Below are 12,463 nucleotides of genomic sequence, written 5' to 3'. Positions count from 1 at the left end.
CGGGCCCCGCAGGGCCCGCCTTGCCGGTCGGGATCAGGCGACCTCGACGCCGCCGATCGACTTCTTGCCGCGGCGCAGAACCATGAACCGGCCCGCCAGCAGGTCGGACGCCTCGGGCACGTACGCCTCGTCAGTGATCTTGACGTTGTTCAGGTAGGCGCCGCCCTCCTTGACCGCGCGCCTGGCCGCCGACTTCGACTCGACCAGCCCGCTGTCGGCCAGCAGGTCGACGAAGGACGCGCCGAGCTCGGCGACGGTGGCCTTGGGAACCTCCGCCAGGGCGGCCCCCAGGGTGGCGGCGGGCAGGTCCTCCAGCGAGCCCTGTCCGAACAGCGCCTTCGACGCGGCCATGACCGCTTCCAGCTCGGCGCGGCCGTGGAGCAGCTCGGTGAGGTCTTCGGCCAGCGTGCGCTGGGCCTCGCGCGCGAAGGGACGCTCGGCGACCGCCTTCTCCAGCTCTTCGATCTCCTCGCGGCTGCGGAACGTGAACACCTTCAGGTAGTGGATCACGTCCCGGTCGTCGGAGTTGAGGAAGTACTGGTAGAAGGCGTACGGGGAGGTCATCTCGGGGTCGAGCCAGAGCGCGCCGCCCGCCGTCTTGCCGAACTTGGTGCCGTCGGCCTTGGTGATCAGCGGCTGGGTCAGGACGTGCACGTGCCCGCCCTCGATGCGGCGGATCAGGTCGGCGCCCGCCGTGATGTTGCCCCACTGGTCGCTGCCGCCGATCTGCAGGGTGCAGTTGTAGCGGCGGAACAGCTCCAGGTAGTCGTTGGACTGCAGGATCTGGTAGCTGAACTCGGTGTAGCTGAGCCCCTCCCCCGCGAGCCTGGCGGAGACCGACTCCCTGGCGAGCATGCGGTTGACCGGGAAGTGCTTGCCGATGTCGCGCAGGAAGTCGATGGCGCTCAGCTCACCGGTCCAGTCGAGGTTGCTGACCAGGCGGGCCGGGTTGGACTCCGCGTCGAAGTCGAGGAACTTGCCGACCTGGCCGCGCAGGCGCTCCACCCACTCGGCGACGATCTCGCTGGAGTTGAGCGAACGCTCGGTGTTGCGGCCGCTCGGGTCGCCGATCAGGCCCGTGGCGCCGCCGACCAGGCCGATCGGGTTGTGCCCGGCGAGCTGCAGGCGGCGCAGCGTGAGCAGCGGCACGAAGTGGCCGATGTGCAGGGACGGCGCTGTGGGGTCGAAACCGGAATAGACCGTGATCGGTGCCTTGGCCATGGACGCGCGCAGGGCGTCGAGGTCGGTGGACTGGGCGATCAATCCTCGCCACGCGAGGTCGTCGATGATGTCGGTCACGGTGATGTGGCTTCCCTGAGTCGGAGTCGGTGCCTTTAGCCTGCCCGATCGGTGTGCCGGCGCGCCACTTGGATACGCTCGGTGTCCATGTGGAGGGTCCGTCGCGAGCTGGCCGTTTTCAAGATCTTAGGGGCTCTGGCGTGCGCCGGGCTCGCCGTCTTCTGGTGGGTGGCCGGGGACGTGCGCGGGGTGATCCTCGCGGTGCCGGCGGCCGTGCTGGTGGGCGGGATGGGGCTGCGCGACGTGCTGGTGCCGGTACGGCTGTCGGCCGACGCGGACGGCATCACGGTGGTGCACGGGTTCGCCGGCCGGCGGCACGTGCCGTGGACGGCGATCGAGGACGTCACGGTGGACGTGCGCAGGCGGTTCGGGCTGCGCAGCGAGATGCTGGAGATCGACACCGGCGACCACCTGCACGTCTTCAGCGCTCACGAGCTGGGCGTCTCCCCCACGGAGGTGGCCGCGGAGCTGCGCCGGCGCGGCGCGTGAGCGCGGTACGGCGAGACGGTCGGGTCGCCGTCGATCCAGAACCGCCACGGGGTCTCCTTGGCGGTCGAGACGCCGGTGCGCGGGCCTGACCTGATCGTGCCGGGGTCGGCGGGCCGCCCTTCGAGCACGGCGGCCGACCCGTGGGGCAGGCCGGTGAGCCAGGTCGCGTGCTCCGGCCCCTGGCCGGGGAGCCAGGTGGCGGGCCGCGGTCCGTGACCGGGGTCACCGGGGTTCCCGGTCAGGGGACCCAGTGCGGCGGGTGAGCCTTCCCAGATCGCGTCGAGGCCGTTGTGCTCGCGCAGCAGACCCAGCGCGACGGCCAGCCTGGCGGGGCCGCGGGCGAGGTCACGGTCCGGCACCCGGCCGCCCTGACCGCCCCGGCTGCCCTGACCGCCCGCCGGGGCCCGGCCGGCGGTGGGGGTGCGGCGGGTGCGGGCCTCGTCCAGGCCGGCGACGATCTCGCCGGCGCGGACCAGCACGGCCGAGCCGTGGCCCTCGGGCAGGCAGACGAGGTTCGCGCAGAAGTGCATGCCGTAGGTGAAGTACACGTACAGGTGGCCGGGCGGGCCGAACATGACGGCGTTGCGGGGTGTCCTGCCGCGGTAGGTGTGGGCCGCCGGGTCCTCGCCGGGGCCGCCGTACGCCTCGACCTCGGTGAGGCGGACGGCGACCGGGCCGTGCACGAGGACGCGTCCGAGCAGGTCGGGCGCGACCTCGTGCGAGGGCCGGTCGAAGAAACTCCGCGGCAGCGGCGCGGCGCTCAGCTGCCCGAGGCCCATGCCGCCTGCGCGTCGACCGCCTCGCGCAGGGCGACGAGCTGGTCGCGTACGCGGTCGGGCGCGGTGCCGCCGTGGGCCTTGCGGGCCGCCAGCGCGCCGGGCACGTTGAGCACGTCGCGGACGTCGGGCGTCAGGTGCGGCGAGACCTTGGCCAGTTCGTCGTCGCTCAGGTCGCCGAGGTCCTTGTCGTTGACCTGGCACCAGACCACCAGGTGGCCGACGGCCTCGTGCGCGTCGCGGAACGGCACACCGCGCCGCACCAGCAGCTCGGCCAGGTCGGTGGCCAGGGCGAAACCGTCGGGGGCCGAGGCCTCCATGCGGGCGGTGTTGACGCGCATGGTCGCGACCAGGCCGGCCATCGCGGGCAGGACGAGCAGCAGCGTGTCGACCGAGTCGAACACCGGCTCCTTGTCCTCCTGAAGGTCGCGGTTGTAGGTCAGCGGCAGGCCCTTGAGCGTGGTGAGCATCGACATGAGGTTGCCGATCAGGCGGCCGGACTTGCCGCGGGCCAGCTCGGCGACGTCGGGGTTCTTCTTCTGGGGCATGATCGACGAGCCGGTGGAGTAGGCGTCGTCCATCTCGATCCAGCGGAACTCCTGCGAGGCCCACAGGACGATCTCCTCGCCCAGCCGCGACAGGTGCACGCCGATCATCGCCGCGTCGAACAGGAACTCGGCGGCGAAGTCGCGGTCGGCGACGGCGTCCATCGAGTTGGGCGCGGCGGCGGAGAAGCCGAGCTCCTCGGCCACGGCCTGCGGGTCGAGCGGCAGCGAGGAGCCCGCCAGGGCGCCGGAGCCGAGCGGGGAGACCGCGGCGCGCTTGTCCCAGTCGGTGAGGCGGTCGATGTCGCGGGTGAAGGCGTGCACGTGGGCCAGGAGCTGGTGGCCGAAGGAGACGGGCTGGGCGTGCTGCAGGTGCGTCATGCCCGGCGCGGCGGTCTCGGCGTGCTGCTCGGCCTGGGCCATCAGCGCGGTCTCCAGCTCGACCAGGCGGGAGACGATGCTGCGCACGTGGTCGCGGAGGTAGAGGCGCAGGTCGGTGGCGATCTGGTCGTTGCGGCTGCGGCCCGCGCGCAGCTTGCCGCCGAGCGAGCCGAGCCGCTCCAGCAGGCCGCGCTCCAGCGCGGTGTGCACGTCCTCGTCGGCCACGGTCGGGCGGAACTCGCCCGCCTTGCAGGCGGCCTCCAGGTCGTCGAGCGCGCCGATCATGCGCTCGAGCTCCTCGTCGCTCAGCAGCCCCGCCCTGTGCAGCACGCGGGCGTGCGCCCTGGACGCCGCCAGGTCGTACGGCACCAGCCGCCAGTCGAAGTGCACGCTCACCGACAGCCGGGCCAGCGCGTCGGACGGACCGCTCTCGAAGCGCCCGCCCCACAGCCGCATCGGCTTGCCATCACTCACCGTCATCTCCTCCATTTCCCACGCGACCATAGTGCAACTCAGCCCTTCTTTGCGTCAGGGGCGGCCGCGATCCCGGCGACCGGTTCAGCCACGCCGGTCCGCCACGCGCAGCAGCGCCTCCGCGACGGCCTGGCCGCCCATCGGATCGCGGCTGATGACCAGGATCGTGTCGTCGCCCGCGACCGTGCCGAGGATGGACTCCCAGTCGGCGTGGTCGATGGCGGAGGCGAGGAACTGGGCGGCGCCCGGCGGGGTGCGGACCATGACCAGGTTGGCCGAGGCCTCGGCGGCCACCAGCAGTTCCTCGGCGATGCGGTGCAGGCGCGCCGCGGGGCTCTCGCCGCCGCCGGTCCTGGTGAGCGGGATGCGGTCGCCGCCCTCGCCGGGCAGCGCGTACACCAGGGAGCCGTCGTCGGCGCGCAGCTTGAGCGCGCCGAGCTCGTCCAGGTCGCGGGAGAGGGTGGCCTGGGTGACCTCGACACCGCTCTCGGCCAGCAGCTTGGCCAGCTCGGGCTGGGAGCGCACGGCCTTGCGCTGCAGCAGGTCGGTGATCTTCGCCTGCCGCGCGGCCTTGGTCATCGGGATGGTCATCCGCGGGTCACCAGCCAGTGGAGCAGGGCCTTCTGGGCGTGCAGCCGGTTCTCGGCCTGGTCCCACACGACGCTGGCCGGCCCGTCGAGGACGTCGGCGGTGATCTCCTTGCCGCGGTAGGCGGGCAGGCAGTGCAGGACGATCGCCTCGGGCGCGGCGTGCGCCAGCAGCCCGGCGTTCACCTGGTACGGCGAGAACGCGGCCGCCCGCTCCTCCTCGCCGCTCTGCCCCATCGACACCCACGTGTCGGTGGCGATCACGTGCGCCCCCTGGACGGCGGCGGCCGGGTCGGTCATCGCGACCACCGAGCCACCGGTCCTGGCCGCGACGGCGGCGGCCTGGCCGAGGATCACGGCGTCGGGCTGGTAGCCGGCCGGGGCGGCGATCCGTACGTGCATGCCGGCAGTGGCGCCGCCGAGCAGGTAGGAGTGGGCCATGTTGTTGGCGCCGTCACCGACGTACGTCAGCGTCAGCCCGGCCGTGCCGCCCAGCCGCTCACGGACGGTCTGCAGGTCGGCGAGGATCTGGCAGGGGTGGAAGTCGTCGGTGAGCGCGTTGACGACGGGCACCGCGGAGGCGGCGGCCATCTCCTCGACCAGCCGCTGCCCGGTGGTGCGCCACACGATGGCGGCCACCTGGCGGTCGAGCACGCGGGCGATGTCGGCGGTCGGCTCGCCCCTGCCCATCAGCACGGCGACGTTGTCCACGACGAGCGGCAGGCCGCCGAGCTCGCCGATGCCGGTGTGGAAGGAGACGCGGGTGCGGGCCGAGGGTTTGTCGAACAGGACGGCGACGGTCTTCGGGCCCTCGAACGGCCGGTAGCCGAACCGGTCCTTCTTCATCGCGGCGGCCAGGTCGAGGACCTCCGCCTGCTCCTCGGGGCTCAGGTCGTCGTCCCGCAGGAAGTGTCTGACTTGCGCCGAGTCCGCGCGGTGCCTGGTCACGCCGACGCCTCCTCGAGGATCGCGGGGAACGCCTCGACGAAGGCGTTCACCTCCTCGTGGGTGACCACGAGCGGCGGCGCGAGGCGTACGGCGTCCGGCTGGAGGGCGTTGACCAGGAAGCCCGCCTCGGCGGCGGCCTGCTGCACCCGCACGGACCGCTCCTCCTTCAGGACGGCGGCCAGCCACAGGCCGCGCCCGCGCACGCCCTTCAGCAGCGGGTGGCGGACCGCCTCCAGGCCGCCGCGCAGCCCGGCGGCGACCGACTTGACGTGGTCGAGGTCGAGGTTGTCCAGCACGGCCAGCGCCGCCGCGCACGAGACCGGGTTGCCGCCGAACGTCGAGCCGTGGTCGCCCTTGTCGAACAGCCGGCCGGCCTCGCCGAACCCGACGCACGCGCCGATCGGCAGGCCGCCGCCGAGGCCCTTGGCCAGGGTCAGGATGTCGGGGGTGACGCCGTCGGCCTGGTGGGCGAACCAGTGGCCGGTACGGCCGATCGCCGACTGGATCTCGTCGGCGACCAGCAGCGCGCCGGTCGAGTCGCAGATCTCGCGGGCGGCCTCGAAGTAGCCCTCGGGCGGCGGGACGACGCCGGCCTCGCCCTGCGTCGGCTCCAGGAACACCGCGATGCAGTCGCCGGTCACCGCCTCCTTGAGCGCGTCGGCGTCGCCGTACGGGACGAAGCGCACGTCGACGGGGAACGGGCCGAACTGGTCGCGGATGGCCTTCTTGCCGGTCAGCGACAGGGCGCCGATCGTCCGGCCGTGGAAGCCGTTCTCGGCGGCGACGAAGTAGGAGCGGCCCTCACGCTTGCCGTACTTGACGGCGAGCTTGTAGGCGGCCTCGTTGGCCTCGGTGCCGGAGTTGGCGAAGAAGATCCGGGCGGGGGCGTTGAGCAGGCCGAGCAGCCGCTCGGCGAGCAGCACCTCGGGCTCGTGCAGGAACAGGTTGCTGGTGTGGGCGAGCGTGGCGACCTGCTTGGAGACCGCCTCGACCAGGGCGGGGTGGGCGTGGCCGAGCGAGCTGACCGCGATGCCGCCGATGAAGTCGAGGTACTCCTTGCCGTCGACGTCCCAGACGCGGGTGCCCTCGCCGCGGGCCAGGGCGATCGGGGGGACGCCGTAGTTGGGCATGAACGCCTGCTCGAACCGCTCGTGGAGGTTCATGAGGGCATCACCATGGTTCCGATTCCTTCGTTGGTGAAGATTTCCAGCAGCATCGAGTGGGGCACGCGGCCGTCGAGGACGTGCGCCTGGGGCACTCCCCGCGCACGGCGGTCAGGCACGCCTCCATCTTGGGCACCATGCCGCTGGACAGCGTGGGCAGCAGCTTCTCCAGCTCGTCGGCGTCGAGCTGGTCGATCACGTCGGTGTCATCGGGCCAGTTGGCGTACAGGCCCTCGACGTCGGTGAGCACGATCAGCTTCTGCGCGCCCAGCGCCACGGCAAGCGCGGCGGCCGCGGTGTCCGCATTCACGTTGTAGATCTCTCCGTCGGCGCCGGTGGCGACGCTGGAGACGACCGGGATGCGGCCGTCGTCGATCAGCGCGCGCACCGCGCCGGGATCGACCTTGACGATCTCGCCGACCTGACCGATGTCCACCGGCTCGCCGTCGACGAGCGCGAGCTTGCGCTCGGCGGTGAACAGGCAGGCGTCCTCGCCGGACATGCCGACCGCGAACGGGCCGTGCCGGTTGACCAGGCCGACGATGTCGCGGCCCACCTGCCCGACCAGGACCATCCTGACGACCTGCATGGCCTCGGGCGTGGTGACGCGCAGCCCGGCGGTGAAGGTGGACTCGATGCCGTGCCTGTCCAGGGCGCTGCTGATCTGCGGGCCGCCGCCGTGGACGACGACCGGGCGCAGGCCGGCGTGGTGCAGGAACACGACGTCCTCGGCGAAGCCCTCCTTGAGGGACTCGTCGGTCATGGCGTTGCCGCCGTACTTGATGACGACGGTCGCGCCGTGGAAGCGGGTCAGCCAGGGCAGGGCCTCGATCAGCGCCTCGGCCTTGGTGGCCGCGGTGACGGCCCTCACGAGGAGTACGCCGAGTTCTCGTGGACGTACTCGGCGGTCAGGTCCGTGGTGTGGATCGTGGCGCTGTGGCGGCCGGCCGACAGGTCGATGGTGATCGTCACGTCCCGGGGGCGCATGTCGACCTTGGAGCGGTCGTCGCCGACGGAGCCGTCGCGGCAGATCCAGATGCCGTTGATGGCGACGTTGACGCGGTCGGGCTCGAAGGCGGCCTTCGTCGTGCCGACGGCGGCCAGGACGCGGCCCCAGTTGGGGTCCTCGCCGTGGATGGCGCACTTGAGCAGGTTGGAACGGGCGACGGTGCGGCCCACCTCGACGGCGTCGTCCTCGGAGGCGGCGCCGACGACCTCGACGGCGATGGCCTTGGAGGCTCCTTCGGCGTCCACGAGCAGCTGCCTGGCCAGGTCGGCGCAGACCTCCTGCACCTTCTGCCCGAACTCGGCCAGATCGGGCCTGACCCCGGCGGCGCCGCTGGCCAGCAGCAGCACGGTGTCGTTGGTGGACATGCAGCCGTCGGAGTCGAGCCGGTCGAAGGTCGTCGCCGTGGCGGCGCGCAACGCCGTGTCGAGCTCCTCGCTGGTCAGGTCGGCGTCGGTGGTGATCACGCAGAGCATGGTGGCCAGGGCGGGGGCGAGCATGCCGGCGCCCTTGGCCATGCCGCCGACCATGTAGCCGTCGGCCCGCTTGAAGGAGATCTTGGAGACCGTGTCGGTGGTGCGGATGGCGTCGGCCGCGGCCAGGCCACCGTCGCGGGAGAGCTGGCCCGCGGCGGTCTGGACGCCGGTCAGCAGGGCCTCCATCGGCAGCCGCTCGCCGATCAGGCCGGTGGAGCAGACCGCGATCTCGCCGGCGCTGTCGCCGATGACCTCGGCGACCTTCTCGGCGGTGGCGTGGGTGTCCTGGAAGCCCTCGGGGCCGGTGCAGGCGTTGGCGCCGCCGGAGTTGAGCACCACCGCGCGCAGCCGCCCGCCCGCCAGGACCTGCTGCGACCAGAGCACCGGGGCGGCCTTGACGCGGTTGGCGGTGAAGACGCCCGCGGCGGCGCGGCTGGGCCCGTCGTTGACGACGAGGGCCAGGTCACGGGCGTCGCCGGACTTGATGCCGGCGGCGATGCCCGCGGCCCGGAAGCCCAGTGGGGCGGTGACACTCATGGAGCAACTCCTGTCAGGGGAAGGCCGAGCTCTTCCGGCAGGCCGAGGGCGAGGTTGACGCTCTGGACCGCGCCTCCGGCCGTGCCCTTGGTGAGGTTGTCGATGGCGATGACGGCGACCACGCGGCCGGCGCGCTCGTCGAGCGTCACCTGGAGGGCGGCGGTGTTGGCGCCGTACGTCATGGAGGTGGCCGGCCAGACGCCCTCGGGCAGGAGCCGGACGAACGGCTCGGCCTTCAGCGCGACCTCGTAGGCGGTGCGCAGCGACTCGCGGGTGAGGCCGGGGGCGGCGGGGGCGGTGCAGGTGGCCAGGATGCCGCGGCTCATGGGGGCCAGGGTGGGGGTGAAGGAGACGCGTACGGGGGCGCCGGCGACGGCGGACAGCCCCTGCTCCATCTCGGGGGTGTGGCGGTGGACGCCGCCCACGCCGTACGCGCTGACCGAGCCCATGACCTCGCTGCCCAGCAGGTGGGCCTTGGCCGCCTTGCCCGCGCCGCTGGTGCCGCTGGCGGCCACCACGACGACGTCGGGACCGGCCAGGCCCGCGGCGAAGGCGGGCCACAGGGCCAGCAGCACCGAGGTCGGGTAGCAGCCGGGGACGGCGACGCGCCGGGCCGTCCGCAGCACGTCGCGCCGGCCGGGCAGCTCGGGCAGGCCGTAGGGCCAGGTGCCGGCGTGGTCGCCGCCGTAGAACTCCTGCCAGGCCGCGGGGTCGGCGAGCCGGTGGTCGGCGCCGCAGTCGACCACGATCGTGTCCTCGCCGAGCTCGGCGGCGACGGCGGCCGAGTGGCCGTGCGGCAGCGCGAGGAAGACCACGTCGTGCCCGGCGAGCACGCCCGGCGTGGTCTCCTCCAGGACGCGGTCGGCGAGCTGCGGCAGGTGCGGCTGGTGGGCGCCGAGCAGGCTGCCGGCGCTGGAGGCCGCGGTGAGCGCGCCGATCTCGAACTCGGGATGGCCGAGCAGGAGGCGGAGCAGCTCACCTCCGGCGTAGCCGCTGGCTCCCGCGATCGCTGCTCTCATCCGGCCCTCCTGCATAACTATGCACCCTATCTCATGACCTTGCTTGTGAAGATGATGCACTCAAGAGGATGATTATGCAAGCCGGGACGGCCCGCGCCGGCGACAGGGGCATGTCCCAGTCCTTTCCAGGCCAATCCCAAGTGGCGGGCGGGATGCTGCCGGGCATGAGCGACTTCCTGCCCGATCTCACCTTCGTCACCCCGTCGCGCGGGCCCGGTCCCGGGCGGTTCGGGCGCGCCGTCATCGTGCTGCTGTGGGTGGGGATCTGCGTGCTGCCGGCGGTGCTGTCGGTCCAGGACTTCCGGCTGGCCACCGGGCGGACCGGGACGCCGGGGACGTTGACCGTGCTCTCCTGCACCGATCTGGGCAAGGGGCGTTACGACTGCAAGGGGCGCTTCACGCCCGACTCCGGCGGCCCGTCCGTCCCGGTGGACGCCTCGCCCGACTCCGCGGCGGGCGACGTGACGCGGGCGCAGCTGACGCCCGAGGGCGACCGGGCGGCGCCGGCCGGGACCAGGGGCGTGCTGGCCGCGATGGCCCTGCCCGCGGTGGGGCTGGGCGGGATCGGGTTCCTGCCCTACGTGCTGCTCTACTGGGCCGGGGCGGGGCGGCGGGCCAGGCGGGCGGCCGTGGCGGCGGGTGGCGTGGTCACCGCCGCCGGGGCGCTGCTGATGGTCGTGGGGGTGGTGGCGGCCTACTCGTGAGGCCGCCACCCGGGGCTCACCTGAGGAAGGCGGCGGCGACGCCCGCGTCCACCGGGACGTGCAGGCCCGTGGTGTGGGTCAGGTCGGACCCGGCGAGCGCGTAGACCGCGGCGGCCACGTGCTCGGGCAGGACCTCGCGCTTGAGCAGGGTGCGCCGGGCGTAGAACTCGCCCAGGCGCTCCTCCTCCACGCCGTACACCGCCGCGCGGTTGGCGCCCCAGCCGGAGGCGAAGATGCCCGAGCCGCGCACCACGCCGTCGGGGTTCACGCCGTTGACGCGGACGCCGTGCTCGCCCAGCTCGGCGGCCAGCAGGCGGACCTGGTGGGCCTGGTCGGCCTTGGCCGCGCCGTAGGCGACGTTGTTCGGCCCGGCGAAGACGGCGTTCTTGGAGGAGATGTAGACGATGTCCCCGCCCATCGCCTGGTCGATCAGCACCCGGGCGCATTCCCTGGAGACCAGGAACGAGCCCCGCGCCATCACGTCGTGCTGCAGGTCCCAGTCGTCCAGGCTGGTCTCCAGCAGGGAGCGCGACAACGACAGGCCCGCGTTGTTGACCACCAGGTCCACGCCGCCGAAGGCGAGAACGGCGGCCCGTACGGCGGCCACCACCTGCTCCTCGGAGGTGACGTCCACCTCCACGGCCACCGCGACGTCGGACGCCCGGTACGCCCCGGCCCCGATCTCGGCGGCCACCTTCCCGGCGGCGGCCGGGTCGCGGTCGGCGAGCACCACGCACGCGCCCTCGGCGGCCAGCCGCCGCGCGGTCGCCGCGCCGATGCCCGAGCCCGCGCCGGTGACCAGCGCCACCCGCCCGGCCAGCGGCCTCGGCTTCGGCATCCGGCGCAGCTTGGCCTCCTCCAGCTCCCAGTACTCGATCCGGAACTTCTCCGACTCCGGGATGGGCGCGTAGGCGGAGACGGACTCGGCGCCGCGCATGACGTTGATCGCGTTGACGTAGAACTCGCCGGCCACGCGGGCGGTCTGCTTGTCCTTGCCGAAGGAGAACATGCCGACGCCGGGCACCAGCACGATCGCCGGGTCCGCGCCGCGCATCGGCGGCGAGTCCGGGGTGGCGTGGCGCTCGTAGTAGGCGGTGTAGTCGGCGCGGTAGGCGGCGTGCAGCTCGCGCAGCCGGGCGACCGCCTGGTCCAGGGGCGCGTCCGGCGGCAGGTCCAGGACCAGCGGGGCGACCTTGGTGCGCAGGAAGTGGTCAGGGCAGGACGTGCCGAGCGCGGCCAGGCGCGGGTGCTCGGCGCGGGAGAGGAAGTCCAGCACCTCCGGCGTGCCGGTGTAGTGGCCGACCTGCCGCGCGTCGGACGAGGCCAGCCCGCGCACGACCGGGAACAGCGCGGCGGCCCGCGCGTGCCGTTCGCCCTCGGGCAGCGGCTCGTGCAGCACCGGCCCGAACGGGTCGGGGCGGCCGTTCGCGGCCAGGTACTCCTCGGCGGTGCGGATGATCTCCAGGGACCGGGCCTCGCACTCCTGCGAGGTGGCGCCCCAGGCGGTGATGCCGTGGCCGCCGAGCACGCAGCCGATGGCCTGCGGGTTGGCCTCCTTGACGGCGGCGATGTCCAGGCCGAGCTGGAAGCCGGGCCGCCGCCACGGCACCCACATCACGCGGTCGCCGAAGACCCGCCGGGTCAGCTCCTCGCCGTCGCGGGCGGTGGCCAGGGCGATCCCGGCGTCGGGGTGCAGGTGGTCCACGTGGGCGGCCTCGACCAGGCCGTGCATGGCGGTGTCGATCGAGGGGGCGGCGCCGCCCCTGCCGTGCAGGCAGTAGTCGAAGGCGGCGACCATCTCGTCCTCGCGCTCGACGCCGGGGTGGACGGCGGCGAGCGCGCGCAGGCGGTCCAGGCGCAGGACGGCCAGGCCCGCCTCCTTGAGCGTGCCGAGGTCGCCGCCCGAGCCCTTGACCCAGAGCAGGTCGACGTCCTGGCCGGTGACCGGGTCGGGGGCGCGGCCCTTGGCGGAGGTGTTGCCGCCGGCGAAGTTGGTGTTGCGCGGGTCGGCGCCCAGGCGGTGGGAGCGGTCCAGCAGTTCGTTGATGACGTCCATGGT

General features: G+C 73.2%; 11 protein-coding genes and 1 pseudogene. 2 read left to right on the top strand and 10 right to left on the bottom strand.

Going from position 1 to position 12,463, the window contains the following annotated elements; genetic code table 11:
• Positions 1 to 33: 33 nt before the first annotated feature.
• The gene (gene tyrS, locus ACNF49_RS22535) at positions 34 to 1,299 is read right to left on the bottom strand and encodes a tyrosine--tRNA ligase (protein WP_357986017.1); all 1,266 of its coding nucleotides are present in this window, start codon (positions 1,297 to 1,299) and stop codon (positions 34 to 36) included.
• Positions 1,300 to 1,386: 87 nt separating this feature from the next.
• Between tyrS and ACNF49_RS22530 the strand changes: the two genes are divergently transcribed.
• Complete coding sequence (locus tag ACNF49_RS22530) at positions 1,387 to 1,788, top strand: PH domain-containing protein (RefSeq protein WP_482944903.1); 402 nt, start codon at positions 1,387 to 1,389, stop codon at positions 1,786 to 1,788.
• Here the strand turns inward: ACNF49_RS22530 and ACNF49_RS22525 are convergent.
• The 8 genes and pseudogenes from ACNF49_RS22525 to argC all read right to left on the bottom strand — a co-directional run bounded on the left by ACNF49_RS22525 (position 1,728) and on the right by argC (position 9,700).
• On the bottom strand, positions 1,728 to 2,567 hold the full coding sequence (locus tag ACNF49_RS22525) for a DNA-3-methyladenine glycosylase (RefSeq protein ID WP_482944902.1): 840 nt from the start codon (positions 2,565 to 2,567) through the stop codon (positions 1,728 to 1,730). The two genes, ACNF49_RS22530 and ACNF49_RS22525, sit on opposite strands and share 61 nt — an antisense overlap.
• On the bottom strand, positions 2,549 to 3,970 hold the full coding sequence (gene argH / locus ACNF49_RS22520; protein ID WP_357986022.1) for an argininosuccinate lyase: 1,422 nt from the start codon (positions 3,968 to 3,970) through the stop codon (positions 2,549 to 2,551). The genes ACNF49_RS22525 and argH overlap by 19 nt, the downstream gene beginning before the upstream one ends.
• A gap of 78 nt (positions 3,971 to 4,048) precedes the next feature.
• Positions 4,049 to 4,555, bottom strand: a complete 507-nt coding sequence (locus tag ACNF49_RS22515) for an arginine repressor (RefSeq protein WP_357986025.1) — start codon at positions 4,553 to 4,555, stop codon at positions 4,049 to 4,051.
• Positions 4,552 to 5,499, bottom strand: a complete 948-nt coding sequence (argF, locus tag ACNF49_RS22510) for an ornithine carbamoyltransferase (protein WP_482944901.1) — start codon at positions 5,497 to 5,499, stop codon at positions 4,552 to 4,554. The genes ACNF49_RS22515 and argF overlap by 4 nt, the downstream gene beginning before the upstream one ends.
• Entirely contained in the window at positions 5,496 to 6,662 is a 1,167-nt protein-coding gene (locus ACNF49_RS22505) for an acetylornithine transaminase (RefSeq protein ID WP_357986031.1), read from the bottom strand. Before ACNF49_RS22505 ends, argF begins: the two co-directional genes overlap by 4 nt.
• A pseudogene (gene argB / locus ACNF49_RS22500) lies at positions 6,659 to 7,533 on the bottom strand (acetylglutamate kinase). Before argB ends, ACNF49_RS22505 begins: the two are co-directional and overlap by 4 nt.
• Positions 7,530 to 8,681, bottom strand: a complete 1,152-nt coding sequence (argJ, locus tag ACNF49_RS22495) for a bifunctional glutamate N-acetyltransferase/amino-acid acetyltransferase ArgJ (protein WP_352364964.1) — start codon at positions 8,679 to 8,681, stop codon at positions 7,530 to 7,532. The pseudogene argB and the gene argJ overlap by 4 nt, the downstream one beginning before the upstream one ends.
• Positions 8,678 to 9,700, bottom strand: coding sequence for an N-acetyl-gamma-glutamyl-phosphate reductase (argC, locus tag ACNF49_RS22490; RefSeq protein WP_357986037.1), 1,023 nt, complete (start codon positions 9,698 to 9,700; stop codon positions 8,678 to 8,680). Before argC ends, argJ begins: the two co-directional genes overlap by 4 nt.
• A gap of 164 nt (positions 9,701 to 9,864) precedes the next feature.
• Between argC and ACNF49_RS22485 the strand changes: the two genes are divergently transcribed.
• Positions 9,865 to 10,404 (top strand): hypothetical protein, encoded by a 540-nt coding sequence (locus ACNF49_RS22485; RefSeq protein WP_482944900.1) that lies wholly within the window; start codon positions 9,865 to 9,867, stop codon positions 10,402 to 10,404.
• A gap of 16 nt (positions 10,405 to 10,420) precedes the next feature.
• Here ACNF49_RS22485 and ACNF49_RS22480 read toward each other — a convergent pair whose 3' ends face one another.
• On the bottom strand, positions 10,421 to 12,460 hold the full coding sequence (locus tag ACNF49_RS22480) for a bifunctional aldolase/short-chain dehydrogenase (protein WP_482944899.1): 2,040 nt from the start codon (positions 12,458 to 12,460) through the stop codon (positions 10,421 to 10,423).
• Positions 12,461 to 12,463: the final 3 nt, after the last annotated feature.

It is taken from the genome of Actinomadura sp. ATCC 39365 (assembly GCF_054392275.1).
Note: the sequence above shows the minus strand (reverse complement) of the source record. Positions and strands in the feature narration are given on the sequence as shown.